Annotated in this window: 26 protein-coding genes; 15 read left to right on the top strand and 11 right to left on the bottom strand. The window is 69.6% G+C overall.

All coding sequences use genetic code 11. From position 1 onward, the window contains the following. The first annotated feature begins 114 nt into the window (after positions 1-114). On the top strand, positions 115-945 hold the full coding sequence (locus tag AB0M01_RS13390; RefSeq protein WP_363668894.1) for a phosphotransferase: 831 nt from the start codon (positions 115-117) through the stop codon (positions 943-945). A 17-nt stretch (positions 946-962) separates the two neighbouring features. Here the strand turns inward: AB0M01_RS13390 and AB0M01_RS13395 are convergent, their stop codons facing one another. Both AB0M01_RS13395 and AB0M01_RS13400 read right to left on the bottom strand, forming a co-directional pair. Then, entirely contained in the window at positions 963-2138 is a 1176-nt protein-coding gene (locus AB0M01_RS13395; RefSeq protein WP_363668896.1) for an MFS transporter, read from the bottom strand. A gap of 90 nt (positions 2139-2228) precedes the next feature. Further along, positions 2229-3131, bottom strand: a complete 903-nt coding sequence (locus tag AB0M01_RS13400) for a hypothetical protein (RefSeq protein WP_363668898.1) — start codon at positions 3129-3131, stop codon at positions 2229-2231. A gap of 186 nt (positions 3132-3317) precedes the next feature. On the opposite strand from AB0M01_RS13400, the gene AB0M01_RS13405 reads away from it, so the two are divergent. After that, complete coding sequence (locus AB0M01_RS13405) at positions 3318-3929, top strand: papain-like cysteine protease family protein (RefSeq protein ID WP_363668900.1); 612 nt, start codon at positions 3318-3320, stop codon at positions 3927-3929. A gap of 2 nt (positions 3930-3931) precedes the next feature. Beyond that, positions 3932-4663 carry a hypothetical protein gene (locus AB0M01_RS13410; RefSeq protein ID WP_363668902.1) on the top strand — a complete coding sequence of 244 codons (732 nt, stop codon included), beginning with the start codon at positions 3932-3934 and terminating at the stop codon, positions 4661-4663. 112 nt (positions 4664-4775) lie between these two features. Here the strand turns inward: AB0M01_RS13410 and xylA are convergent, their stop codons facing one another. The 4 genes from xylA to AB0M01_RS13430 are packed head-to-tail and all read right to left on the bottom strand — an operon-like array spanning position 4776 to position 9096. Beyond that, entirely contained in the window at positions 4776-5933 is a 1158-nt protein-coding gene (xylA, locus tag AB0M01_RS13415; RefSeq protein ID WP_363668904.1) for a xylose isomerase, read from the bottom strand. A gap of 22 nt (positions 5934-5955) precedes the next feature. Continuing rightward, positions 5956-6843: a carbohydrate ABC transporter permease gene (locus AB0M01_RS13420; protein WP_363668906.1), complete on the bottom strand. Its 888-nt coding sequence runs from the start codon at positions 6841-6843 to the stop codon at positions 5956-5958. Position 6844: 1 nt separating this feature from the next. Continuing rightward, a complete protein-coding gene (locus AB0M01_RS13425; protein ID WP_363668908.1) occupies positions 6845-7750 on the bottom strand; it encodes a sugar ABC transporter permease in 906 nt (301 codons plus the stop codon). Further along, complete coding sequence (locus AB0M01_RS13430; RefSeq protein WP_363668910.1) at positions 7747-9096, bottom strand: extracellular solute-binding protein; 1350 nt, start codon at positions 9094-9096, stop codon at positions 7747-7749. The genes AB0M01_RS13425 and AB0M01_RS13430 overlap by 4 nt, the downstream gene beginning before the upstream one ends. 206 nt (positions 9097-9302) lie before the next feature. On the opposite strand from AB0M01_RS13430, the gene AB0M01_RS13435 reads away from it, so the two are divergent. Beyond that, positions 9303-11678, top strand: a complete 2376-nt coding sequence (locus AB0M01_RS13435) for a glycoside hydrolase family 3 N-terminal domain-containing protein (RefSeq protein WP_363668913.1) — start codon at positions 9303-9305, stop codon at positions 11676-11678. A gap of 4 nt (positions 11679-11682) precedes the next feature. Then, the gene (locus AB0M01_RS13440; protein ID WP_363668915.1) at positions 11683-12732 is read left to right on the top strand and encodes a LacI family DNA-binding transcriptional regulator; all 1050 of its coding nucleotides are present in this window, start codon (positions 11683-11685) and stop codon (positions 12730-12732) included. 58 nt (positions 12733-12790) lie between these two features. Here AB0M01_RS13440 and AB0M01_RS13445 read toward each other — a convergent pair whose 3' ends face one another. Continuing rightward, a complete protein-coding gene (locus AB0M01_RS13445; protein WP_363668917.1) occupies positions 12791-13801 on the bottom strand; it encodes a substrate-binding domain-containing protein in 1011 nt (336 codons plus the stop codon). A 115-nt stretch (positions 13802-13916) separates the two neighbouring features. On the opposite strand from AB0M01_RS13445, the gene AB0M01_RS13450 reads away from it, so the two are divergent. From AB0M01_RS13450 to AB0M01_RS13460, 3 genes are all read left to right on the top strand, one after another. Continuing rightward, positions 13917-16274 (top strand): polysaccharide lyase 8 family protein, encoded by a 2358-nt coding sequence (locus AB0M01_RS13450; RefSeq protein ID WP_363668919.1) that lies wholly within the window; start codon positions 13917-13919, stop codon positions 16272-16274. 107 nt (positions 16275-16381) lie between these two features. Beyond that, the gene (locus AB0M01_RS13455) at positions 16382-16894 is read left to right on the top strand and encodes a CBS domain-containing protein (protein ID WP_363668921.1); all 513 of its coding nucleotides are present in this window, start codon (positions 16382-16384) and stop codon (positions 16892-16894) included. A 3-nt stretch (positions 16895-16897) separates the two neighbouring features. Then, complete coding sequence (locus tag AB0M01_RS13460; RefSeq protein ID WP_363668923.1) at positions 16898-18184, top strand: ArsB/NhaD family transporter; 1287 nt, start codon at positions 16898-16900, stop codon at positions 18182-18184. On the opposite strand, the gene AB0M01_RS13465 is transcribed toward AB0M01_RS13460, so the two are convergent. Next, a complete protein-coding gene (locus tag AB0M01_RS13465) occupies positions 18157-18567 on the bottom strand; it encodes a hypothetical protein (RefSeq protein WP_363668925.1) in 411 nt (136 codons plus the stop codon). The genes AB0M01_RS13460 and AB0M01_RS13465 overlap by 28 nt on opposite strands. Before the next feature lie 170 nt (positions 18568-18737). Between AB0M01_RS13465 and AB0M01_RS13470 the strand changes: the two genes are divergently transcribed. The 3 genes from AB0M01_RS13470 to AB0M01_RS13480 all read left to right on the top strand — a co-directional run bounded on the left by AB0M01_RS13470 (position 18738) and on the right by AB0M01_RS13480 (position 21271). Next, positions 18738-19691 (top strand): histidine kinase, encoded by a 954-nt coding sequence (locus tag AB0M01_RS13470; protein WP_363668927.1) that lies wholly within the window; start codon positions 18738-18740, stop codon positions 19689-19691. Then, positions 19688-20332, top strand: a complete 645-nt coding sequence (locus AB0M01_RS13475; RefSeq protein WP_363668929.1) for a response regulator transcription factor — start codon at positions 19688-19690, stop codon at positions 20330-20332. Before AB0M01_RS13470 ends, AB0M01_RS13475 begins: the two co-directional genes overlap by 4 nt. 162 nt (positions 20333-20494) lie before the next feature. Then, positions 20495-21271 carry a phytanoyl-CoA dioxygenase family protein gene (locus tag AB0M01_RS13480; RefSeq protein WP_363668931.1) on the top strand — a complete coding sequence of 259 codons (777 nt, stop codon included), beginning with the start codon at positions 20495-20497 and terminating at the stop codon, positions 21269-21271. Between the two features lie 354 nt (positions 21272-21625). Here AB0M01_RS13480 and AB0M01_RS13485 read toward each other — a convergent pair whose 3' ends face one another. After that, positions 21626-22129, bottom strand: a complete 504-nt coding sequence (locus tag AB0M01_RS13485; RefSeq protein ID WP_363668933.1) for a TraR/DksA C4-type zinc finger protein — start codon at positions 22127-22129, stop codon at positions 21626-21628. A gap of 28 nt (positions 22130-22157) precedes the next feature. Between AB0M01_RS13485 and AB0M01_RS13490 the strand changes: the two genes are divergently transcribed. After that, the gene (locus AB0M01_RS13490) at positions 22158-22463 is read left to right on the top strand and encodes an NIPSNAP family protein (RefSeq protein WP_363668937.1); all 306 of its coding nucleotides are present in this window, start codon (positions 22158-22160) and stop codon (positions 22461-22463) included. Between the two features lie 60 nt (positions 22464-22523). On the opposite strand, the gene AB0M01_RS13495 is transcribed toward AB0M01_RS13490, so the two are convergent. Then, entirely contained in the window at positions 22524-22727 is a 204-nt protein-coding gene (locus AB0M01_RS13495; protein WP_363668939.1) for an antitoxin, read from the bottom strand. A gap of 185 nt (positions 22728-22912) precedes the next feature. Further along, complete coding sequence (gene bla / locus AB0M01_RS13500) at positions 22913-23857, bottom strand: class A beta-lactamase (RefSeq protein ID WP_363668941.1); 945 nt, start codon at positions 23855-23857, stop codon at positions 22913-22915. Positions 23858-23940: 83 nt separating this feature from the next. Between bla and AB0M01_RS13505 the strand changes: the two genes are divergently transcribed. Genes AB0M01_RS13505 through AB0M01_RS13515 form a run of 3 tightly spaced genes read left to right on the top strand, consistent with a single transcriptional unit; the run spans position 23941 to position 26135 of the window. Beyond that, the gene (locus AB0M01_RS13505; RefSeq protein ID WP_363668943.1) at positions 23941-24822 is read left to right on the top strand and encodes a LysR family transcriptional regulator; all 882 of its coding nucleotides are present in this window, start codon (positions 23941-23943) and stop codon (positions 24820-24822) included. Beyond that, positions 24819-25697 carry a serine hydrolase gene (locus AB0M01_RS13510; protein ID WP_363668945.1) on the top strand — a complete coding sequence of 293 codons (879 nt, stop codon included), beginning with the start codon at positions 24819-24821 and terminating at the stop codon, positions 25695-25697. Before AB0M01_RS13505 ends, AB0M01_RS13510 begins: the two co-directional genes overlap by 4 nt. A 12-nt stretch (positions 25698-25709) precedes the next feature. Then, entirely contained in the window at positions 25710-26135 is a 426-nt protein-coding gene (locus tag AB0M01_RS13515) for a hypothetical protein (protein WP_363668947.1), read from the top strand. The last annotated feature ends 31 nt before the right edge of the window (positions 26136-26166 follow it).

Here is a 26166-nt window from a genome sequence, read left to right on the forward strand (position 1 = left end):
AACCACACCCAGATGGTTGTGTTCGCCGCCGGGGGCCCCAAACCGCCCCCCCGGCTACCCCGATCCCTTAGAAAAGACATCGATCTCCGTGGTGGTTGCGGGCAGGATGGCTGGATGGGTGAGTGGGAGCGAGTGGAACGGCTGGACTCCGCGTGGGCGGCTGCGGAGGTTGCTCGGCTGACCGGGGTGGAGCTGGTTGTCGAAGGGCCTTGCCGGGGTGGTGAGGTCGGCGCCGCCTTTGTGCGGTGGCCGGACGGGCATCGATCGGTGTTGAAGTGGCGGCCGGGGATTCGGGTGGCGGAGCTCGAGCGTGGGCCGCTCGCGGTGGTCGAGGTGTTGCGGGCCGTGGGGTACCCGGCGCCGCGGACCGAGCTGGTGGTGCAGGTCGGCGATGCCGTGGTGACCGTGCAGGAGTTGATGCCTGGGGCAACCATCAAGCGATGGGACGACGAGCTGCTCGATCAAGTTCTCGAGCTGAACGCCTTGCAGGCGGGAGTGCTGGCGGGCACCGAGATTCCGGCGTTGCCGTTGTACCTGCACAGTGACGGGCCCGGGTTCTGCCTGCACGAGCCGCTCAGGCAGCGCGATGCGCGGACGGCCGCGCTGGAGCGCCGGATCGCGGCGGTCGAAGTCGAGACGCTGGCGGGCGACGATGCCGTGCACGTGGACTTCCACCCCGGGAACCTGCTGCAGACCGACGGGAAGCTCACCGGCGTGATCGACTGGGACGGCGCCGGGCGGGGGCATCGCGGCTTCGATCTGGTGACGCTGCGGTTCGGGATCAAGGAGAGCAAGCGGCTCGACGGCCTTCTCGACGAGCTTCCGTACGACGTACTGCAGGCCGCGTGGGCAACGATGAGCCTGCGGATGGTGGATTGGGCGATCCGGCACTTCCCGCCCGGCGAGGTCGACTACTGGGTCGACCTCGCCGAGCAGCGGATCTGAGAGCACCCCACGCGAGATCAGACGGCGGCGAGCTCCGACGCCGCAGGAGAGTGCCGCCGATCGAGCGCACCCGAGATCAGCGCCAGCACCAATGCACCCGCAGCCATCGCAGCCCCGGCCCAGTTCGTCGCCGCGTAGCCGTACCCGGCCGCGATCACCAGCCCGCCGAGCCAGGCCGCCAGCGCGTTCCCCAGGTTGAACGCCCCGATGTTCACCGCGGATGCGACGGTCGGCGCGGACGACGCGCTCGCCAGCGTCCGCAGCTGCAGTGGCGGTGTGGTGGAGAACGCGAACCCGCCGAGCAGGAACAGCGTGATGATCGCCGGCACCGCCCAGTGCGCTGTGAACCCAAAGACCACCAGCACCAGCGCCAGCGCGCCGAGCGAGGTGTAGAGCGTCGGCATCAGCGCGCGGTCGGCGTACCGGCCGCCGAGCAGGTTCCCGAAGACCATCCCGATCCCGAACAGGACCAGCAACCACGAGATCGCCCCCTCCGGCAGCCCGGCCTCCTCGGTCATCATCGGCGCGACGTAGGTGAACGACGCGAACACGCCGCCGAACCCGAGCACCGTCGTCCCGACCGCGAGCCACACCTTCGCGCTCCGGAACACCGCGAACTCGGCCCGCAGGTTCCCGCCTGCCGGACGCGCGATCTCGGGGACCAGCGCCGCGATCCCGATCAGCCCGAGCACGCCGAGCCCGGCGACCACCCAGAACGTCGCGCGCCAGCCGAGCCCCTGGCCGATGAACGTGCCCATCGGGACGCCGAGCACGTTCGCCACGGTCAGCCCGGTGAACATCAGCGCGATCGCGCTCGCCTTCTTCTCCGGCTTCACCAGGTCGGACGCGACCACCGCACCGACCCCGAAGAACGCGCCGTGGCAGAGCGCGGTGACGATCCGCCCGGCCATCATCACGCCGTACGACGGCGCGACCGCGGACAGCACGTTGCCCGCGACGAAGATCGCCATCAGCAACAGCAGCAGCTGTTTGCGGCGCATCCGGTTCCCCAGGGTCGTCATCGGCAGCGCGCCCACCGCGACGCTCAGCGCGTACCCGGTGATCAGCCAGCCGGCCGCCGGGATGGACACGCCGAACTCGGTCGCCACCTCCGGCAGCAACCCGGCGATCACGAACTCCGTGGTCCCGATCCCGAACGCGCCGATGGCCAGCGCGAGCAGAGCGAGCGGCATGACAAGGCCTCCTGATGACTACGACGATTACCAGCGCCGACAATACTTGCACACGCCGACTAAAACCAAACGCCGCCTATCAGGAAGGGGTCAGTCCCACTCCCAAGCGATCCCGATCAGCCCCGGATCGGTGGTCGGGGCGACGACGTGGACCCGCCCGTCCGGGCTCATCATCAGGTCCTGGTGCACGAGATCGGGCCCGGTCGAGTGCCGCCGCCGGAACTCGGTGACCCGGACCGGCATCGCGTCGGGGTCGAACTGGACCTCGAGCACGTGGTGCGTCCCCGGCCACTCGTGGAAGCGGTAGTACTGCGTCGACGGCATCCCGCTGCGGTCCTCGATCGCGTAGTGCACGACCGCGGTGTCGCCGGGGTGCAGCGTGCGGTCGAGCAGCAGCTCACCGAGGATCGCGCCCGCGTCGGGGTCGCGCGCGACGCGGCCGGTCCGGCAGCCGGTCAGGCCGTTCGGCTTGATCAGCGCGACGTCGCAGCCCGGTTCGCCCTGGTGGACGATGATCTGGCGGTCCACCTCCTTGATCGCGACGACGGTCTGCAGCACGCGCTTCGACCGCAGGCTGCGGTCCGCGCCGATGACGATCTCCTCGACTACCGTGACGCTGCGCAGGCGCCCGTGGGCGTCACCGCGGACGACCTCCAGCAGCCGGGTCAGCGTCGCCGCGTAGTCGACCACGGCGTACGGGCGGTGCGTGACCGCGGTCTCCGGGCGCGCGGGCGGGATCCGTACGGCGAGCCAGCCGGCCGGCAGCTCGAGAAGCTCCTCCAGCGCCGTCACCACGGCCAGTGACCCGGCGCGGGGGAGTCGCCGGCCGCTCTGCCAGGTGCTCAGCGTGGCGATGCCGACGTGCAGCCCCCGCTCGGCCAGCCGGGCCTGGATCCGGTTCAGCGCGAGCCCGCGGTCGGCGATCGCGATCCGCAGCGCGTCGGCGAACGGCGTCTCGGGTCCGATGTCCGGTACGTGAAAACGCGTCTGCATCCAGTCCGACCCTCCTGGGCAGCGAGTGTAAACGTTCACAGTCCGCGACCGCAGCACCGCGTACGGTGCTGTTCACCCCGTGGACCGCGTTCACACCGTGTACGCCGGGCCGCCCGGACCGCTTGCTCCGGTGTGAGCAGGTGATCACGATGAGTGGCCTCACCCCGCCCCAGAGAAGGAGGCCCCATGAGGAGGGTCAGCACGCACCGCCGCTGGTCATGGCTCGTGGCAACGATCGCCGGGTTGGCACCGCTCGTCCCGATCACGGCGGCGGCCGCCGCGCCGGTCCCGGTCGCCCCTGTCGCGCAGCAGGTCGCCGCCAGCCGCTACCTCGACGTGAACGGCCAGGCCCAGGAGAAGTCGAACTGGTGCTGGGCCGCGACCGGCAACAGCATCGCCAAGTACTACGGCAAGACCTACTCGCAGAACCAGTTCTGCAACATGGCCTTCGGCTACAACCAGAACGCCGCCTGCCCGAACGACCAGGCCACGCTGGCCAACGACCAGCGCGCGTTCCGGACGATCGGGATCAGCCAGGGCAGCTACGTCAGCAGCACGCTGAGCTTCGCCACCCTGCAGACCGAGATCAACGCCAACCGCCCGGTGATGACGCGGATCGGCTGGAAGTCCGGCGGCGGTCACATGATGGACATCATCGGGTACGACTCGTCGAACTCCACGATCGAGTACTACAACCCGTGGGGCTCGGACCCGCGCTACAACACCTCGACCTACAACTGGTACCTGAACAACTCGCAGTTCCAGTGGACGCACTCCCTCTACCGGATCGGAGCCTGAGGATGAGGAAGCTTCGGTGGGTGGGCGCGCTGGTCGGCGGACTGGTGCTCGCGGCAACAGCAGCCGGTACGGCGGGCGCTGCTGCGCCCGGTCCGGACCTGGCGGCGGCGAAGGCGGCGGCGCACTCGGCGCAGGCCGGTCAGCTGATCGCGAAGGCGGCGCAGCGGTTGCCGCAGGCCGCGGCGAAGGCCGGCACGGTGGTGCAGCAGGACGCCGTACCGGTGTACGCGCTGAACCCGGACTTCGTTGCGGGCAAGTCGGGTGAGGTGGCCTCGCTCTGGTACGTCGCGACGTCGGCGTCGAAGGGCGGGGCGGCGATGACCGTCTACACCGCGCCGGACGCGAGCGGGACCTGGTCGGCGGTGAACGTTGCCAGCGGCAACACTGAGTCGAGGATGGCGGGCGCGGCGAAGGGCGCTCAGCTGTTCACCGAGCCGCAGATCGGAGCCTGGTACGCGCTCTCTGGCGATCAGGTCCGTGCGTTGAACTCGTCGGCGACCGAGGCGATCGGCAGCAAGCCGGTCAGCCTGGGCACCTACCAGCAGAAGGTCGCCGATCGGTACGCCGACAAGCAGCCCGGCAGCCAGTACGACGCTCGAGGCACCGCGGGCGGGTACGACGTGACGACCGAAAGCAACTCGACGGTCAACCTCCCGCTGCTCGTCGGAGGCGGCGCGGCCGTCGTCATCCTCGGTGCCTACACGCTGGCGGTCTACCGGCGCCGGCACGCCTGATCCTCCCCTGAACCCCGGCGAGTCCGCGCCGGGGGAGTGCAAAAGACCGGGCCCCGCGGCAGCGCCGCGGGGCCCGGTCGGGTGGAGGGAGGGTCCACTCGAAGCACCAGGGTCAGGACCTGGTGCCGTACAGGTGCTCGATCGCGAGCTGGTCGAGCTGCTCGAACGCCATCCCACGGCGCCCGGCCTCCTCCGGGTCGAAGTCCTCGGCGCGCAGCGTCGCCAACGACTCCCCGGCCGCGAGCGTCGGCTGCGCGAGCTGGTCCAGCCGCGCGTCGAGCAGCGCCTGCTGCACCTCCGGGTCGTTGCGGAAGGCACGGACCTTCGCGCGCAGGATCAGGTAGTTCCGCATGCACCCGGCCGCCGAAGCCCAGACCCCGTCCAGGTCCTCGGTCCGCGGCGGCTTGAAGTCGAAGTGCCGGGGCCCGTCGTACCCGCCGTGCTCCAGTACGTCGACCGTCCAGAACGCACCGCGCGCGTTCCCGGCGCCGAAGCGCAGGTCCTGGTCGTAGCGCGGCCCGTTCTGCCCGTTCAGGTCGGCGTGGAACAGCTTCCCGTGCCACAGCGCCTGCGCGATGCCGTGCGCGTAGTTGAGCCCGGCCATCTCCTCGTGCCCGACCTCGGGGTTCAGCCCGACCCGCTCGGAGTGCTCCAGCGACTCGATGAACGCCAGCGCGTGCCCGATCGTCGGGAGCAGGATGTCACCGCGCGGCTCGTTCGGCTTCGGCTCGATCGCGAACCGGATGTCGTAGCCCTGCTCGACGGCGTACGAGCCGAGGATGTCGAAGGCCTCCTTGTACCGGTCCAGCGCCGCCCGCACGTCCTTGGCGGCCCCCGACTCGGCGCCCTCGCGACCGCCCCACGCGACGAACGTCTCCGCGCCGAGCTCGGCCGCCAGGTCGAGCTGGTCAGCGGTCTTCCGGATCGCGTACCGGCGTACGTCCCGGTCGTTGTTGGTGAAACCGCCGTCGCGGAAGACCGGGTGCGAGAACAGGTTGGTGGTCACCATCGGGACCTTCAGCCCGGTCTCCTCCAGCGCGGCCCGGAACGGCTTCAGGTGTGCGTCGCGCTCGGCCGCCGTACTGCCGAACGGGAAGACGTCGTTGTCGTGGAAGGTGATGCCGTAGGCACCGAGGTCGCTGAGCTTGTGCACCGCCTCGGCCGGGTCCAGCACCGGGCGGACCTCGCCGCCGAACACGTCGACGCCCTGCCAGCCGACCGTCCACAGCCCGAACGAGAACTTGTCATCCCGGGTGGGCTCGAAATCCATGGTGTTCCTCTCAGAAGGTGGGTTAGCGGCTGAAGCCCGCGGTCAGACCGCTGAGCAGCTGCCGGCGACCGATCGCGTACAGGATCACGATCGGCAACGTGGTCAGGACGACGGAGGCGAGCACCGCCGGCACGTTGACGGAGTACTGGCCCTGGAAGGTCCACAGCGCCAGCGGAAGGGGACGTTTGTCGGGGCTCTGGGTCAGGATCAGTGGCAGCAGGAAGCCGTTCCAGACCCCGAGGCCGTTGTAGATGGCAACGGTGACCAGCGCCGGCCGGGTCAGCGGCAGCGCCAGGCTGCGTAGCATGCCCCACTCGCTGGCGCCGTCGACGCGCATCGACTCGAACAGCTCCTTGGGCACGTCGCGGATGAAGTTGGTCAGCACCAGCACCGACAGCGGGATCGAGAACGCGATCGACGGCAGGATGATCGCCAGCAGGCTGTCGTACAGGTGCATCTTGATGATCAGCAGGTAGACCGGGATGATCGTCGCCTGCAGCGGGATCGCCAGCCCCATCAGGAACAACCCGTTCACCCCGGCCAGGAACCGGCTGCCGGCGCCACGGACGATCGCGTACGCCGCCATGAAGGCGATCGCGACCGCCGGGACGATCGTGCCGGCGGTGATGATCACGCTGTTCAGGAAGTACCGCGGGAAGTCCGACGCGATCACCAGCCGGTAGTTCTCCAGGGTCGGCTCGGCCGGGATCGCGAACGGGTTCTGGCTGAAGAACGCGCTCTGGTCCTTGAACGAGGAGACCACGATCCAGTAGACCGGCACGATCACGATCGCCAGCCACACCCACCCGGCGATCCCGCCGAGCCAGTTCAGCCGGAGCAGCTTGCGCCCGTACGACGTACTGCCGCTGACCGGCCGAGCCGTGGCCCGGGTGCTCGTCACCACCGCCATCTCACGCACCTTCCTGCTGGCTGGCCGTCGTGCTGCCGCCGAGCCGGCGCAGGATCAGGGCCAGCGCGAGTCCGATCAGCACCAGCAGGACCGCGATGACGCTCGCCGGTCCCATCAGGTTGGCCTGGAATCCCCGTTTGTACATGTCGAGCGCGAGCACCCGGGTCGCGTCGCCCGGACCGCCCGCGGTGAGCACGAAGATCAGGTCGAAGAAGGTCAGCGACCCGACCACCATCAGCGTCGACGACGTGATGATCGTGTACTTCAGCTGCGGCACCGTGATCGAGAAGAACTGCCGGACCCGCCCGGCGCCGTCGATCGCGGCCGCTTCGTACATCGTGGTCGGGATCTGCCGGACGCCGCCCTGGTAGATCAGCGAGTGGAACGGGATGAACTGCCAGGAGACGACGAAGATCACCACGCCGAGCGCGAGGTTGTCCTTGCCGAGCCAGTCCTGGGTGAGGAAGCCGATGTGCAGGCCGGCGCCGAGACCGAAGTTCGGGTCGAGCAGCGCCTTGTAGGTGATCGCGATCGCGGCCGAGCTGAGCAGCAGCGGCACGAAGTACAGGACGGCGAGGAACGCGCGGTAGCGCTGCCGGCCGGCCAGGAAGACGCCGAGCAGCAGGCTCAGCGGGGTCTGCACGAGCCAGGACAGGATCATGATCTCGAACGTCACGAACAGCGCGTGCGGCAGGCCGGGATCGCTGAGCACCGTGCGCCAGTTCGACAGACCGGCCGGGTTGATCGCGCCGAGGCCGTCCCACTGGGTGAAGCTCAGCACCAGCACGCCGACCAGCGGCACGACCCCGAAGACCGCGAACATCAGCAGCGCGGGCAGCACCATCCACACGACCGGACCGCTCCGCCCGACCTTGCGCGCGGAGGCCGGGGGAGCGGCTGTGGTCACTTCCCGATCACCGCGTTCATGCTGTCGGCGAACTGCTGCGGGCTGATCGAGAGCTGGAAGAGCTTGGCGATGTTGTCCAGCAGCGCCTCGGCCTGGGTCGGGCTGAGCGCCTGGTCCCACGACTGCCCGAAGTACTTGGCCTTGCTGGAGGTGTCGTAGACGAACTTCAGCCACTCGGCGTCGTTCTTGTCGGTCACCGAGGCGAGCTTGGCCTCGGCGCTCTTGACCACCGGGATGTTGCCGGCGCCGACCCAGGCGTCGACGGAGGCGTCGTCCAGGGTGTTGTTGGCCAGGAACTTCTTCGCCGTCTCCTTGTCCTGGTCGCTGGCCTTGGACGAGATCGACAGGTACGCCGCCGGGTTGCCGACCGAGTTGCTCGGGTCGCCCTTGCCGCCCTCGACCGGCGGGAAGTTCATGTAGCCCAGGTGGCCACCGGTGACGAAGTCGCCGCCGTCGGCCTTCATCCCGCCGTAGGTCCAGGCTCCGTGCAGCATCATCGCGGCCCGGCCGGTGTAGAGCAGCGCCTGGTCGGCGTTGGAGTCGGCGGTGATCGAGGAGAAGCCCTTGATGAAGCCGTTGGCCTTGACCAGTTTCTGGACCTCCTCGAGCGCCTTCAGCGACGACGGGTCGGACCAGGCGTTCGGCTTGCCGTCGAAGATGTTCTGGAACACCTCGCTGCCGCCGATCCGGTCGTAGAGGAACTCCAGCCACATCATGTTGGTCCAGCGCGACTGGCCGCCGAGCGAGAACGGCGCGATCTTGGCCTCGTTGAACTTCGGGACCAGGTTCATGATGTCGCCCCACGACTTCGGCGGCTCGGCCCCGACCTTCTCGAACACCTTCTTGTTGTAGAACAGCACGATCGGCGTGGTCGCCTCGACCGGCATCGCGTAGATCTTGCCGTTCACGGTCGCGGCCCCGAAGGCGGACGGGAAGATTCCGTTCTTCAGCTCGGCGTTCTGGCCGAACCAGCTGGTCAGGTCCTCGACCTGGTTGGCGTCGACGTAGCTCTTCAGGCCACCGCCGCCCCAGCCCCAGATCAACGTCGGGCCCTGGCCGGCGCCGATCGCGGTCTTGATCTTCTGCTTGAACGCGTCGTTCTGGAACTGGTTGGTCTTGATCTGCGAGCCTGAGTTCGCGTCGTTGAACCGCTTGACCTGCGCGCCCCGGATGCCTTCCTGCGGCTGGCCGGTGAGGAACCAGTACGTCGTGGTGCCGGCTGCGCCGTCACTGCTTCCGGTCGCGCCGCCGGAGCTCTGCGGACCGGAGGTGCCGCAGGCGGCCAGCCCGGCCGCGACGGCGCCGGCGCCGGTCAGACGGAGGAACGTACGCCGAGAAGTCGTCATGGGATCCACCCTGATCTCCGAAATCCTGGCCGCGATGACTTCACGGCGGTTAAGACTGTGTTTCGTAACGTAGGTTTCGGTGATGTGGCTGTCAAGGTCTTGAAACTTTCGACTTTCAGGCTGCAATCTTAGCGATACATGCCGATCGAAACAGCGAAATGTTTCGAGATCTGCACCGACTTTGATCGATCAAGAAGGAGACTTTCGTGGCAGCTCGAGACGATCGGCCGTGGCTGGACACTGCGCTCACGGCGGAGGAGCGAGCCGGGCTGCTGCTGGCGGCGATGACGCTGCCGGAGAAGGTCGCGCAGCTCGGCAGCCGCTGGATCGGCAACGACATGGCCGCGGCGCAGGAGCTCCCGGCCGAGGAGACGCTGAACAACGTGGCGCCGATGCAGGACGTGTTCGCCGAGGGCGGCGCGGTCTCGCTGGAGGACGCGAGCCGCAACGGGCTCGGTCACCTGACGCGGGTCTGGGGCAGCGTCCCGCTGACCGCCGCGGAGGGCGCGGCCGAGGTCGTCCGGCAGCACCGGATCGTGCTCGAGGGTTCGCGGCTCGGCGTACCGGCGCTGGTGCACGAGGAGTGCCTGACCGGGTTCACGACGTACGGCGCGACCGTCTACCCGACGGCGCTGGCCTGGGGTGCGACGTTCGATCCCGAGCTCGTCGAGCGGATGGCGAGTGCGATCGGGCGCGACCTGGCCGCGGCGGGGGTGCACCAGGGGTTGTCGCCGGTGCTCGATGTCGTGCGCGACTACCGGTGGGGTCGCGTCGAGGAGTCGATCGGGGAGGACCCGTACCTGGTTGCGATGGTCGGGTCGGCGTACGTGCGCGGGCTGCAGAGCTCCGGGGTCGTTGCCACGCTCAAGCATTTCGCCGGGTACTCGGCGTCGCGGGCCGGGCGCAACCACGGGCCGGTGTCGATCGGGCGCCGGGAGCTGCTCGACGTCATCCTGCCGACGTTCGAGACCGCGATCGCGACCGGTGGCGCGGGGTCGGTGATGACGTCGTACTCCGACCTCGACGGGCTGCCGGCGGGGGCGGATCCGTGGCTGTTCACGGAGCTGCTGCGCGAGGAGTGGGGGTTCGACGGGACGGTCGTGTCGGACTACTGGGCGGTGCCGTTCCTGGCGACGATGCATCGGGTTGCGGAGGACACCGACGCGGCCGGGGTGCTGGCGCTGACGGCTGGTACTGATGTCGAGCTGCCGGACACGATCGGGTTCGGCGAGGGGCTGATCAAGCGGGTCGAGTCTGGTGAGGTGCCGGAAGAGCTGATCGATCGCGCGGCTCGGCGGCTGCTGGTGCAGAAGGTGAAGCTCGGGCTGCTCGATCCGGAGTGGACGCCGGAGGGGTCGGTGCGGGCGGTCGAGCTGAACTCCGCTGAGAATCGTGAGTTGGCGCGGGAGGTCGCCGAGCGGTCTGTGGTCCTGCTGGACGCGGGTACGGCGCTGCCGCTTGGATCGTTCGCTGGAAAGGTCGCGGTGGTCGGACCCTGCGCGGCCGAGCCCAAGTCGTTCATGGGTTGCTACGCGTTCCCCAACCACGTGCTCCCGCGCTACCCGGAACGTGCCCTCGGCATCGAGGTCCCCTCGGCACTCGATGCCCTGCGCAACGAGTTCCCGGATGCGGAGTTGCTGCACGCCCCTGGTTGCGAGGTGCAGGGCAACGATCGGTCCGGCTTCGCTGCCGCGGTCGAGGCCGCGCGTGACGCCGACCTCTGCGTGGCGTACGTCGGTGACCTGTCCGGCCTGTTCGGTCACGGCTCGTCCGGCGAGGGCTGCGACGCCGAGGACCTGCGGCTGCCCGGCGTACAGGCTGAGCTGCTGGAGCAGTTGCTCGACACCGGTACGCCGGTGGTCGTGGTGGTTGTCTCGGGCCGTCCGTACGCGCTGGGCGATTTCGCGGATCGTGTTGCCGGGCTCGTGCAGGCGTTCATGCCCGGGCAGGAAGGTGGCGCGGCGGTCGCTGGTGTGCTGAGTGGGCGCGTGATGCCCGGCGGCAAGCTGCCGGTGCAGATCCCGCGGCACGTCGGTGGGCAGCCCGGTACCTACCTGCAGCCCGCGCTCGGGAGCGCGGAGAGCGCGGGGATCAGCGGGCTGGAGACCGTGCCGCTGTTCCCGTTCGGCTTCGGGGCGTCGTACACGAGCTTCTCGGTGGGGGAGCTGCGGCTGAGCGACACCGAGATCCCGACCGACGGCGAGCTGACCGCGACCGTCCGGGTCCGCAACACCGGCGAGCGGGCCGGTGACGAGGTCGTGCAGCTCTACCTGCACGACCTGGTCGCTCAGGTCGCGCGGCCGCTGAAGCTGCTGATCGGGTTCGCGCGGGTGTCGCTCGAGCCGGGTGCTGCCGTCGACGTGACGTTCCGGGTCGACGCCGACCGGACGGCGTACACGGGACCGGACCTGCGCCGGATCGTCGAGGCCGGCGACATCGAGCTGCTCGCCGGAACCTCCTCGATCGACCTGCCCGCGCGGGGTACCGTGCGGGTCACGGGGGCGACCCGGGTGATGGGGCACGATCGTACGATGGTCACCCCCGTCGGCCTGACGCCCGTCAGCGCAGCAGGAGGAGAGTGAGCAGGTGCCGTCGTTGAGAGGCCGGGTCACGCTGGCCACCGTCGCGGCCTCCGCCGGGGTCTCGGTCGCGACGGTCTCCAAGGTGCTCAACGGACGCAGCGACGTCTCCGAGTCGACCCGCGCGAGGGTGCAGGAGGTGCTCCGCGAGCACGAGTACGTCGGCCGCCGGCCCGAGCCCGCGGTCGAGCGCGCGGCGGTCGAGCTGTTCTACCAGGGTGTGCTCAACAGCTACTCGCTCGAGGTGATCCAGGGCGTCGTCGAGGCCGGCCAGGCGGCCGAGGTCGACGTGGTGGTGAGCGCGCACCCGCAGCGGGCGCAGGGACGGACCACGTCGACGCCCGGCCGCGCGGCGCCGTGGATCCGGGAGATGACGGCCAACGGACGGCGCGCGGTCATCGGGATCACCTCGGAGCTGACCGCGGCCGACGTGGCCGCGCTCTCGCGGGCCCGGTTGCCGCTCGTCGTGGTCGACCCGATGAACGTCGTACAGCCTGAGGTGACGAGCGTCGGGTCGACGAACTTCGCGGGTGGGATGGCGGCGACGCAGCACCTGCTGTCGCTCGGGCACCGGCGGATCGCCTATCTGGGTGGGCCGCCGACGTCGGGGTGCAATCAGGCGCGTCTCAGTGGGTACCGCGGTGCGATGGATGCGGCCGGAGCTGCGGTGCCGAAGGAGTACGTGTGGCTGCGGGAGTTCCTGTACGACGACGGGCTTGCGGGTGGGGCTGCGTTGCTCGATCTGCCGGAGCCGCCTACGGCGATCTTCGCTGGCAGCGACGAGGTGGCGCTCGGCGCGATGGAGGCCGCGCGAGCGCGGGGGTTGCGGGTGCCGGAGGACTTGAGTGTGGTCGGGTTTGACGACACGCAGGTGGCGCGGTTGGCTTCGCCGCAGCTGACGACGGTGCGGCAGCCGATCCGGGAGATGGGTGCGGTGGCGCTGCGGACGGCGTTGCAGTTGGCGGCGGGGGAGAAGGTGGACTCGCATCACGTGGAGCTGGCGACGCAGCTGATCGTGCGGGACTCGGCGACGGAGCCTGCGCGGGTCAGCTCGTAGGCGCGCGAGCTGGAGGGCGCGAGTCGGAGGCTGCGAGCCGGAGTCGCCGGGCCGCCTTCTAGCGCGGCGCGGGGCCGGTCGACTCGCGGATGATCAGTCGCGGGACGAGCGAGATCTGCTGACGCGGCGCCTCCGGATCCTTCAACCGCGCCCGGAGCACGTTCACCGCGAGCCGCCCGACCTCCGACTTCGCCGGCGACACCGCGGTCAGCGGTACGTCGGACAGATCCGCGACCTCGTCGTCGTAGCTGATCACCGACAGGTCCTTCGGGACCTGAATGCCCCGCGTGAGCGCCGCGGTGAGCAGCAGGTTCGCCTCCCGGTCGGCGAAGCAGATCACCCCGGTGATGCCCTCCGCGACCAGATCGTCCAGGAAGCGATCGGCATCCGCGGTGGTCCAGCGCTCGGCCGACCTGGTCAGGGCGACGTCGTCCTTCAGCCCGGCGTACACCTGCGGGGCTGTGTGCGGACCGGTCCGTTCGAGGTACCCGATCCGCGTGTGGCCGAGCTGCCGCAGATGATGTACGGCGGCGCGCGCCCCGGCCGCGTGGTTGGAGCCGACGAACTCGTGCACGGTCGCCGGATCTTCGAGCCCGCGCTCGACCAGTACGACCGGAAGCTCGAAGTCGTCCACTGGCTCATCCGGTGCGACGATCAGACCGGCGACGCCCGCAGTCACCAGGCTCTCCAGCGCTCTGCGCTCCTCCGCCTGGTCCCACTCCGTGCTGCGCAGCATCATCTGCCCGCCGTGCTCGGCGAGCTCGCGCTCGATGCCGACGATGATCCGCGGGAAGTAGTACGTCATCGACGGCACCGCGACGCCGACCAGCGGCCCGACCACCTGATCCGCGATGTACATTCCGGAGCCCTGCCGGCGGTACACCAGTCCGTCCTGGACGAGCAGGTCGACAGCACGCCGTACGGTGTTGAGGCTGACGCCCTGCTCGTCAGCGAGCTGCTGCTCGGTCGGCAGCTTGCCACCCGGCCAGCGCAGACCGGCGATGCCGCGGCGCAGCTCGTTGGCGAGGTGCCGCGCCTTCTGTCCGCGCGCGATCGGCTCTGTGGTCACGGAGGCGAGCCTAGCGGCGCCGTACCGGAAAGTCATTAGAATGAATCTCTTGCCAAAGAGTATGACCAGGGCCAGACTCATTCGACAGTGATCCCGCCGACCCCGAGGAGACACTGTGCGACGCCGGACCTTCCTGACCCTCTCGACCGCCACCGCCGCGGTCACCACGCTGAACCTGTCGACCGCCTCCGCCGCCTCGGCCTCCGCCTTCGCGGTGACGGCCGCCCCCGCCGACTTCGCCGCGCTGCGGACCAAGTGGGCGACCGCCCTCACCGGCCGGGACGTCATCGACCCCGCCGACCCCGACTTCAAGGCCGCCCTCGGCCGCATCGACACCGCGGTCGCGTCCTCGCTCACCAAGCTCGACCGGTCCACCGGGCGGAAGCTCGTCTTCACCGACCAGCCGCTGACCGCCGATCCGTCGGTCGCGAACACCTACGTGCGGCTCGAGCAGATGGCGACCGCGTGGGCGACGCCTGGTTCGGCGTACCACCAAGCGCCGGCGCTGCTGGCCGACGTACTGGCTGCTCTGGAGTCGATGAACACCCTGATCTACAAGGCCGGATTCGTTGAGTTCGGCAACTGGTGGTCGTGGGAGATCGGCGCGACCCGGCCGCTCGCGTCGACGATGGTCTTGCTGTACGACGAGATCCCGGCCGAGGCGCGGGCCCGGTACTGCGCGGCGATCGACCACTTCGTCCCTGACCCGTACTACATGTTTCCGCCCGCGCGACGCGCTCTCTCGACGGGCGCGAACCGCGTCGACCTGTGCCAGGCGATCATCGTGCGCGCGCTCGTCACCGAGGACGAGGCGATGCTCGTGCACGCTCGCGACGGCCTGAGCGACACCTGGCAGTACGTGACGACCGGCGACGGGTTCTACCGTGACGGCTCGTTCGTGCAGCACACGTGGGTCGCCTACACCGGGACCTACGGGCATGTGCTGCTGAGCGGGATCGGCCGGCTGCTCGGGCTGCTGGCCGGGTCGCCGTGGGAGGTGACGGACCCGAAGCGGCAGATCCTGTTCGACTCGGTCGCGAAGGCGTACCTGCCGGTGGTGCACGACCTGCGGATGACCGACTTCGTCCGCGGCCGCGCGGTGTCGCGCTCGAACGCGTCCGACCACGACGACGGGTACACGGCGGCCGAGGCGATCCTGCGGCTGGCCGGCGGGGTCGACGCGGCGCTGGCCGCGCAGTGGCGGTCGGCCGTCGCCGGGTGGGTGCAGCGCGACACCTACGGGAACATGTTGACCGGAGCAACGATCCCGCGGGTGGCGCTGGTGAAGTCGCTCGCCGGCGTGACGCCGTCGGCCGAACCGGACGGCCACACGCTGTTCGCGAGCATGGACCGGTCGATCCACCGGCGTCGTGGTTGGGCGTACGCGATCTCGATGGCGAGCAAGCGGATCGCGTACTACGAGGCCGGCAACGGCGAGAACGATCAGGGTTACCACACAGGCTCGGGCATGACGTACCTGTACGACCGCGACAACGGCCAGTACGCCGACGCGTTCTGGCCGACGGTCGACCGCTACCGGCTGCCCGGCATCACGGTCGACAAGCTCCCGCTGCCGCCGAAGGCCGGCGGCGAGTGGGGCGCGGCGCGACCCACTACCTCGTGGGTCGGCGGCTCCACGCTCGCCGGCTACGCCGCCGTCGGCCAGGACTTCGAGGGCCCGGTGTCGCCACTGCGCGGCCGCAAGTCGTGGTTCTGCCTCGACGAGTACGTCGTCGCGCTCGGCGCCGGAATCACCGGCTCTTCGGGCCATCCGGTCGAGACCGTCGTCGAGAACCGCAACCTCCACGCCGCCGGCACCAACCGCCTGATCGTCGACGGCCGAGTCGAGGTCCCCTCATTGGGTGATAAGGCCTCCATCAACCGCGCCCGCTGGGCCCACCTCGAAGGAGTCGGCGGCTACGTGTTCCCCGGAGGGAGCGCTCTCCAGGTTCTCCGCGAGTCCCGCACCGGCTCCTGGCGCGACGTGAACACCGGCGGCGCGACGACGCCGATCACCCGCCGCTACCTGACGCTGTACGTCGACCACGGCGTCGACCCGGTCGACGCGTCGTACAGCTACCTGGTGGCTCCCGGCGCCACGCCCGCCCGCACCCAACAACTCGCCCGCTCCACCAGCGTCCGAGTCCTCGCCAACACCTCCGACGTACAGGCGGTCGCCGACACCAACCTCCTGCTGGCCAACTTCTGGCAGCCCACCCACGTCGCCAACCTCTTCGCCGACACCCCGCTCTCCGTCATCCAGCACCGCCGCGGCCGAGACCTCGAGATCGCGCTCTCCGACCCAACCCAACTGGCCAGCACCATCCGCCTCCGCGTGCTTCTCCCAGGTGCCCGCGTCGTGCGCGCCGACGAGGGCATCACCACCCGCCGCACGCTGGTGGGCCTGGAGATCACGGCAGCAGTCACCGGAGCGGCGGGCGCCACGCGAACACTCACGGTCCGCCTGCCGTAGATGGGGTCTGGACCCCATGGTCCAGCAGCAGGCACCCGACAAGACTCGTCGGACAAGGTTTGTTGCCGTCGGCCTCCACACCGGCGGGACGAGAGTCGAGGTGACTGATGTCCGCACCGCTGGTGATCGACGGGAAACGGGACGGTGTCATGCAGGCAGGTGATATCGCTGTCGGGGTGCCGACCGTGACCGTGAGCGATCCGGTGGCCAAGGCGGTGCGGATGATGGCGGTCGGGCGACTTCCGGGGCTGATCGTCGTGGACGACCGATCCCGGCCAACCGCCGTGCTGCCGGGCTCGCAAGTACTACGGCTGGCGATCCCCGGATCCTTCCAGGAGGACCCGATGCTCGCGCGGACGGTCGACGAGGCGAGCGCCGACTCGTTCTGGCGCGAGCTCGGCGGCCTCACCGTTGGCGACTGCTTGCCTCGCCAGCCGTTGCGCCCAGCAACAGTCTCCCCGGACGCGACGTTGCTGGAGATCGCCGCGCTGATCGCCCGCCTGCGCAGCCCGCTGGTCGCGGTCGTCGGGGCGGACGGCGTACTGCTGGGTGCGATCACGCTGGAGCGATTACTGACCAGCTTGGCGGTGACAGGTCCCGGCGAACCGCCGCCGGTCTGACCTGTGCGGCCGTACGTAGCGCTGGCGATCTTCGCGATCGCCTTCTTCTTCATCGCCACCGAGAAGGCGAACAAGGTCAAGGTCGTCCTGCTGGCGGCCGCCGCGATGGTCCTGCTCGGGCTTGCCCCGGGCTCGGAGGTGTTCTTCTCCGAGCACGAGGGGATCGACTGGAACGTCATCTTCCTGCTGCTTGGGATGATGATCATCGTCGGGATCATCAAGCAGACCGGCGTCTTCGACTACCTTGGTATCTGGGCCGCCAAGCGTTCCCGCGGCGAGCCGTACCGCCTGATGGTGATGCTGATGGTGATCACCGCGATCGCCTCGCCGTTCCTCGACAACGTCACCACGATCATGCTGGTCGCGCCGGTCACGGTGGTCGTCTGCGACCGGCTGCGGATCCCCGCCCAGCCGTACCTGATCGCCGAGGTGCTCGCCTCGAACATCGGCGGCGCCGCGACCCTGATCGGTGACCCGCCGAACATCATCATCGGCAGCCGCGCCGGCCTGACCTTCAACGACTTCCTGGTGCACATGGCACCGATCGTCGTTGTCGTGTTCGTTGCCTTCGTCATCCTGACCCGGTTCCTGTTCCGCAGGTCGTTCCAGTACAACCCTGCCGAGGTCGCCGCGGTGATGGCGCTGCAGGAGCGCCGCGCGATCAAGGACGGCCCGCTGCTGGTTCGTTGCCTGATCGTCCTGTCTCTCGTCGTCGCGGGCTTCGCCCTGCACTCGGTGCTGCACCTGGAGCCGTCGATCGTCGCGCTCGTCGGCGCCGGCGCGATGGTGCTGGTCTCGAAGGTCGACGTACCGGAGGTGCTGCGCGAGGTCGAGTGGTCGACGCTGGTCTTCTTCATGGGCCTGTTCGTGATGGTCGCCGGGCTCGTCCACACCGGCGTGATCGAGACGATCGGCCGCTGGGCGGTCGAGCAGGTCGGCGACAACTACCTGGTCGCGGCGACGGCGCTGCTGTTCGGCTCCGGCGTACTGGGTGCGTTCTTCGACAACATCCCGTACGTCGCGACGATGACGCCCGTGGTCGAGGGAGTCGTTGCCGAGGCGCCCGATCCGCAGACGGGGGAGTCGCTGTGGTGGGCATTTGCCCTCGGCGCCGACTTCGGCGGCAACGGTACGGCGGTTGCCGCCAGCGCCAATGTGGTTGCTCTCGGCATCGCGTCGCGGACCGGGCACCACATCACGTTCTGGCAGTTCACCCGGTACGGGATCGTCGTGACCGCGCTGAGCATCGCGATGGCGTGGGTCTACGTCTGGCTCCGGTACTTCGCGTGAGGCGCGATGATCCCGTCGAGGATCAGTTCCTCGACGACAACGCCGTCCTCGGTGTGCCAAGTGGTTTCCTGCAGACTCATCAGCTCGTTGAAGTCCATACCTGCGACTTCCTGGAGAACCTGGTTGTGCACGCGGGCGACCGCCGTACCGATCGGGTCAACCGGTGCGGGACCGACCACCCGCAGGACAGCTGTCACGAGCAGCTCGACCTCGACGCCGTCGCGGGTCACCGCGACCACTCCGATCGGCACCCGCCGCTGACCGCGGCGCCGGCGTCGCAAGACCGCCCCGATCAATGCGGTCGCCCCGAGCGCCCCCGCGATCACCGCGCGATCCGTCCCGTCGGCCGGCGGCAAGCTGACGATGAGGGAGTAGACACCCACCGCTCGCTCCTTCCGCTGTGTACGCGGTTGGTGCGGCGGGACGGCCGGAGTCCTGGGCCGTCCGCCGCACCTCCAGTCTCCCCAAGCGCCCGAGGCAAGACCATGAGTGCTACCACCCACCTCCGGCGGGCTGCGTGGACACAACCGGCGCACTGGGCGAAGGTGGAGCGATGACGTCTGGGATGCGGTTACCCCTCTACTGGCGCGTCTGTCTGATCAACGGACTGCTGTTCGTGGTCGGCACGATGGCGCTCGCCTTCCTGCCGGTCACCGTCTCCGCGCGCGTCCTCGTCTCCGAGGCGATCGTGCTCGTCCTCGGCCTGGCGGCGATCGTCGGCCTCAACTCGCTGCTGCTCCGCACCAGCCTCGCGCCGCTCGACCGCCTGGTCCGCACGATGGACGAGGTCGACCTGCAACGCCCCGGCCACCGCCTCCCGGAGGGGCGCAGTGGCGTCACCACCAAGCTCATCCACAGCTTCAACGCGATGCTCACCCGCCTGGAGACCGAGCGCAGCACCAGCAACGCCAAGGCGCTCGCCGCCCAGGAGGCCGAGCGGCACCGGATCGCGCAGGAGTTGCACGATCAGATCGGGCAGAGCTTGACCGCCGTACTGCTCGGACTCAAGCGCCTGTCCGACCGCGTCCCCGACGACCTCGCCGAGGAGTTCCGGATGATCCAGGAGACGACCAGGACCGGCCTCGACGAGGTCCGCGAGGTCGCGCGCCGCCTGCGGCCCGGTGTACTGGAGGACCTTGGGCTGCACAACGCCCTGGCTGCGCTCGCGACCGAGTTCTCCTCGCACGGGATGCGCGTTCGCCGCGTGTTCTCGCCCGGCCTGCCGGCGCTCGCCCCGGAGACGGAGCTCGTCGTCTACCGGGTGGCGCAGGAGGCGCTGACCAACGCCGCCCGTCACTCGTCCGCGACCGAGGCCGAGATCGCCCTCCGCCGCCAGGGCCGGTACGTCGTGCTCTCGGTCGAGGACAACGGTCGCGGCGGCCGCGGCCCGATCGCGGAGGGCGCGGGCATCCGGGGAATGCGAGAACGCGCTCTCCTGGTTTCCGGCGAGATCTCGGTCGGCCCGGGGCCGCGCGGGGGAGTGCGGGTGGAGCTGAAGGTCACGTGATCCGGATCCTGCTCGCCGACGACCACGCGCTCGTCCGCCGGGGAGTCCGGCTGATCCTCGACAGCGAACCCGACCTGACCGTGGTCGCCGAGGCCGGCGACGGCGCGGAAGCGGTCGAGATCGCGCGCACGACGCCGATCGATCTCGCCGTACTCGACGTCGCGATGCCGCGGATGACCGGGCTGCAGGCTGCGGTCGAACTGTCCCGCCGCCGGGAACCGCCGCGGATCCTGATGCTGTCGATGTACGACCACGAGCAGTACTTCTTCGCGGCCCTGAAGGCCGGCGCCTCCGGCTACGTGCTGAAGTCGGTCGCGGACCGTGATCTCGTCGACGCCTGCCGGGCCGCCGGTCGCGGCGAGTCGTTCCTGTACCCGGGCGTGATGAGCACGCTCGTCCGCGACTACCTCGACCGCGTACGCCGGGGCGAGCGGCTCCCCGGCCAGGTGCTGACGCCGCGCGAGGACGAGGTGGTGAAGCTGATCGCCGAGGGGCACTCGTCGAAGGAGATCGCCGTGGCGCTCACGATCAGCATCAAGACCGTCGAGCGGCACCGCGCGAACATCCTGCAGAAGCTCGGCATGCGGGATCGTACGGAGCTGACGAGGTACGCGATCCGCGCGGGGCTGATCGAGCCCTGAGCGGACCGCGCTCGAGATCGCCGGAGAGCGCTCCCTCCGGCGCTCCTGTGGTCGGCGGCGCCGGCCGCCGACACCGGACCGGTCGCGGGCGGGCCGTCGTACCGGCAAGCTTGGACGCACCGCGGAAATCCTTTTCCCATCCTGTGCTGAGAGGACCGACCGATGCTCGAGCCTGTCGTCGACAAAGGCCCGCTGACCGACACCGACCGCTTCATCTTCGAGTCGTGGGGCTACTTCCTGATCCCGAACGTGCTGACCAAGGCCGAGGCCGCCGAGGCGTACGACGTCTCAGAGCGGCTGCACACGAGCCGGGAACGCGAGTTCGGCCAGATCGGCCGGACGTACGAGAACGAGCCGGTCCTGGAGCGGCTGATCGATCATCCCGACGTCCTGCCGAAGGTCCAGGGCCTGCTCGGTGACCGGTTCGTGCTGCAGGCCGGCTGGAACACCATGCAGCCCGCGCACGCAGGCAACGGCCGCTGGCACCAGGACGGTTCGTCGGCGTTCGACTTCAAAGACCTCGGGTACCCGGTACCGCTGCTGCAGATGCGCGTGTCGTACCTGCTCACCGACCAGACCGTGCCGGGGATGGGGAACATGGAGCTGATCCCCGGCAGCCACCGGTCGCGCGTCGACCTGCCGGCGTCGATCCGGGAGGTGAACGACGACATCGCGATCGGCCACGTGGTGTGCGCTGAGGCGGGGTCGGCGCTGGTGTTCCACAACGGAGTGTGGCACCGGACGTTCCGGCACGACGGCGATGTCGATCGGTACACGACGCACTACGTCTACAGCCCGCCGTGGGTGCGCGCGGCCGATCGGTTGAGCAACGACCAGGAGTTCCTGGAGCGTACGACGCCGCTGCGGCGGGCGCTGATGGGGGAGTTCGCTCGCCCGGACGCGCCGTTCGGGGCGAACTACGACCCGCTGCCGATCTGAGTGGATGCCGGCCGCGGGTTCACCAGTCCGCAAGTGCGGACGGCAGCTCGGGCGGACCGGCGGCGGCCGGTGCGGTCAGGCGAGGTCGAGCACGCCGTCCACGCCGGCGGGGCCTCCGGCACCCGGTGTGACGGCCCGCCGAGGAGGTCGCCGAGCTGCAGAGCCAGCCGATCGCAGTCGTCGTGTTCGTCCGCGTTCGGCGCGCCGACCACCTCAGGCCCGGCGGCGAGGTGGTCGGTTCGCGGCGTCGCGTCCTGCTTGGGCGCGCGACCGCCTCGGGTCGGGCGGTGTGGTCGGTCGCGGCGTCGCGTCCTCCTTCGGTGTGCCACCGGCTCGGGCATTGCGGCGCGGGGGTCAGGTCGCGCAGTTGATGCACGTTGTCGCCGTCGGCCTGGCTGCCAGTCGCTCGGCCGCGATCGGCTGTCCGCAAACGCGGCACACGCCGTACTCACCGGTCTTCACTCGCGCAAGCGCCTCATCCAGCTCGGTGAGGCGCTTGCGCGCGTCCTCCAGCAGCGTCGCGGTCTGGGACCGTTCGAACGCGATCGTCGACCCCTCCGGATCGTGCTCGTCGTCGGTGGAGACCAGCCGGGCCGCCTCCACGATCGCCTCGAGATCACGGGAGAGCGCGATCTCGCGTTCTCGCGTGATCTCGCGCTCGGCGGCGAGCAGCTCGCTCGGCTCCGGCTCCACCGCGGCGCTCGGCTGACGCTCCACCGCAGCGGGCAGCTCGCTCGGCCCCGGCTCCACCGCGGCGCTCGGCTGACGCTCCACCGCAGCAGGCAGCTCACTTGGCTCCGGCTCCACCGCGGCGCTCGGCTGACGCTCCACCGCAGCAGGCAGCTCGCTTGGCTCCACCGCACCTCCTCGTCAGTACTGTGCGCCCATGATCACCTGCGTCGTCGAATACGTCATCGACCCGGCCAAGATCGCGCAGTTCGAGGAGTTCGCGCAGCGCTGGATCGAGCTGGTCAACCGCCACGGCGGCACCCACCACGGGTACTTCCTGCCGTCGGAGGGTTCCTCCGACAAGGCGATGGCTCTGTTCAGCTTCCCGAGCTTCGCGGCGTACGAGGAGTACCGGCAGCTGTTCGGTGTCGACCCCGACTTCGTCGCCGCCGACCGGATCCGCGACGAGTCGGGCTGCGTGCTGCGCTACGACCGCTCGTTCATGCGCCCGCTGCTGCCCTGACCCGAACAGGCGGACGGGCCGCCGGCATGACGCCGACGGCCCGTCCGAGAGGTGGTCCGGTTACTGGATGTCGTCGTCCTGACCGTCCAGTCCGTCCAGCTTGTCCTTGGCGAAGTCGGTGCCCTTGTCGATCTTGTCACCGTGCTCGCCGCCGGTCTTCTCGTTGGCCATGTCACCGGCCTTGTCGAGACCGTCGCTGACCTTGTCGCCGTGGTCGTCGACCGCGCCGGTGGCCTTGTCCTTGAGGTTGTCGAAAACGCCCATGTCGCCGGACTTCCTTTCCTGAAGGTTGTCGCGCCTCACGGTCCATCGCCCCCTCCGCAGGGCACGTGACCGAGGCACTTTCTGACAGGTCGTACGCCGCACTGGTGCCCATCGCGCTCGTTGCCAAACGCCCGTACATGGTTGCCTGATCACCTTGTCTGGTGGGCAGATTGTTGCCTGCGCACTCAAGAAAAGGTGGACGCGACAACCTTCGCGGCGGCCGCGACGAAACGGTTGTCCGGTTCGGCGTCCGGGGCGTTGCGGTGCGAGAACACCGCGATTACCAGCGGCGCCCGCCCCGGCGGCCAGATCACCGCGATGTCGTTGCGGCCGCCGTAGGTGCCCGCGGTGCCGGTCTTGTCGCCGATCACCCAGCCCTTCGGGAACCCGGCGCGGATCAGCTCGGCCCCGGTCGTGTTCGCCTTCAGCCAGGCGGTCAGCTGTGCGCGCTCCGGCGCGTCGAGCGCGTCGCCGAGCACGAACGCGCGCAGATCCTTCGCGAACGCGCGTGCCGTACTGGTGTCGCGGGTGTCCTTCGGGTCCCACTCGCTCAGCGCCGGCTCGACGCGTTCCATCCGGGTGACGTCGTCGCCGAGGTCGCGCAGTACGCCGTCCAGCGCCTTCGGCCCGCCGAGCTCGGCGAACAGCAGGTTCGCCGCGGCGTTGTCGCTGTACCGGATCGCGGCGTCGCAGAGCGCCGCGAGCGTCATCCCGGTCCCGACGTGCTTCTCGGTGATGGGGGAGTTGGGCAACAGATCTGCCGCGGAGTAGCGGACCAGCTTGTTCATCCCGGCGAGCTTGCGTTGGCGTAGAACGGCGCCGGAGGCAAGCGCTTTGAACGTCGAGGCGTAGGCGAACCGCAGATCGGGGTTGTAGGCAACTTCCTGTCCGTTGCCGGTGTCAACGGCGTACACGCCGAGGCGACCGCCGAACTGCTGCTCGAGCGCGCGGAACTGCGCGGCGTACGGCGCACTGATGGTTGTCGTCGGCGGCGCGCCAGTTGTGATCGCCGGCGGCGTGCTGGCTGTGGTCGGCGGTGGTGCTTCCGGCGCCGTCGTCTCCTTGGCGGTTCCGCACCCCGCGACCGCGAGCGCGACCATGACCGCAACGACCCCACGCTGTCTTCGCATGTGACCACTCCACCCGCCCGGACCCATGCACGTCCAATGCGCGAACGGGCGTTCCGATGCCGATCCGGCATAGCATCGACCGGGTGGATCTTTTGGGAGCCTGCCGAGCGTTCGTCAGCGTCAGCGACCGGGGAAGCTTCACGATCGGCGCCGCCGCGCTGCGGATGTCGCAGTCCGTCGTCTCGCGCCGTGTCGCCGCCCTGGAGGACCGGTACGGCGAACGCCTCTTCGAGCGCACTCCACGGCACGCTGTGCTGACCCCGTTCGGGCAGGATCTCCTCCCGGCGGCGCGCGAGCTGATCCGGGCGGCCGACGTACTGGATCATGCGGCGGAGGTTGCCAAGCGGCGGCCGTGGCGGCTCGCCGTACCGACGACCTGCGCGACGGCGGAGCTGGCGCATCTGATCGCCGAGGCTCTTCGCCACGACGTAGTACTGGAGGTGCAGCCGGCCCTCGACCGCGCGCACCTGCTGCAGACCCAACAAGTCCAGGCGGCGCTGCTACCCGCGCACCCCGACGAGTCGCACTGGTCCATACCGCTGGGCCTGGCCGGTGACCTGACCGTCAAGCGCGTCCACATCGCCAGCCTCCGCCCGAACCGCGGTACGTCCGGGGCCCGGCGCATCTGGATCCAGCCCGAGGACGACGTACCGCACATCCGTGACCCGTTGACCCGGCTGCGCGACGCCGCCGGCCTCCGGCCCACTCAGGTCGCGGTCGCCGCCGACCTCACCACCGCCGCGGCGCACACGCTCGGTTCGTGCGACCTGCTGCTCTGCTCCCAGGCGCAGGCCGACGAACTGGGCCTCACCTGGCGCCCGATCGGCGACCTCACCCTCGCCCGCGGTCTGACTCTGACCCCAGCGCCGGGCGTCGATGCCGGCCTCTTCCACACCCACTTGTCCGACGCGGCGGCCCGCTGCCTGGGAGCCGCGGGAACGCGCTCTCTCGGAGCCCGCCGATGACCGAATCCCTGATCCGTTCGCTCCGCCAGAACCTCGCTGACGGGGGACTCGAGGCGAGCATCCTCGTCCGCGACCTCCAGACCGGCGCCGAGCTGGGCATCGATCCCGACGTGCAGCTCCCGTCGGCCTCCCTGGTCAAGATCCCGCTCGCGCTGGCGACCCTCAACCGCATCCACCACCACGAGCTCGACGGTTCCCAGCCGGTCGACATCGCCCCCGGTCGCATCACCGCGCCCGGCCCGACCGGCCTCAGCCGCTTCCGGCACCCCGCCCGGATCGCGATCGACGACCTCGTCTACCTCAGCACCTGCCTCAGCGACGGCACTGCCGCCGACGCACTCTTCGCGCTCACCTCACCGGCGTACGTCACCGAACTCCTGCACACCTGGGGCCTCGAGGGCATCTCTGTCCGCCACCCGCTGCGCGACCTCACCGACACCCCCGCCGACCGGCTCACCGAACCCGCGCTCGCCCATCACCTGGCGATAGATGCCGCCAGCAACATTCCCCAGCTCGACCCCGACCGGGCCAGCTCCGGCAGCGCCCGCGCGTACACGAATCTCCTCGAAGCCCTCTGGACCCCGTCCGCGATCCCCGCTCCTGTCGCGGCAAGCGTTCGCACCCTGATGTCCCACAACCTGCACCGCCAGCGCCTCACTCCCGACTTCCGCTCCGACGCCACCACCTGGTCCTCAAAGACCGGCACCCTGCTCAACCTCCGCCACGAGATCGGCGTCGCCACCCACCCCGACGGCTCGTCGTACGCCGTGGCCGTCCTGACGCGTTCCACCGTCCCCGCCGCCACGCAACCCGCTGCCGACGCCCTGATGTCGACCACCGCCCGCACCCTCCACGACCACCTCCGCCAGCACTGAGAGAGTGTCCGCATGAGACTCCCGTTGCGCGTGGTCCTCTGGCTCTACATCGCGTTCAACCTGCTGCAGGCCGTGGTCCTCACCTTCGACCCCGCCCTCACCGACCGCGCCTACCGCGGCGGCGAGATGACCCCCACCCGCCACTTCCAGTGGTACGCCGTCGCCGGCTACCACGTCCTGATCATCGCCGTCACGATCATCACGATGACGCTCCAGCGAGCCACCGACCGCCGCAAGTTCATCATCGTCAACGCCCTGATGTACCTGCTCTGGGACGCCACCTCCCAACTGGTCTACTGGGGCCCCGAGATCGGCATGGCCACCACCGACCTGATCACCAACGCCGGCGTCAGCATCGTCACCGCGGCCGTCCTCTTCGCGGTCGCTTACTTCGACCGGGACCCGGTGTCGACGCCCGCGACCCCAGTCGGCCCGTAGTCGAAATCCCGCCGTACAGAAGCCGCCCAAC

Origin of the sequence: Kribbella sp. NPDC051770 (assembly GCF_040681455.1) — a bacterium.
In the GTDB taxonomy this organism is placed as follows: Bacteria; Actinomycetota; Actinomycetes; order Propionibacteriales; family Kribbellaceae; genus Kribbella.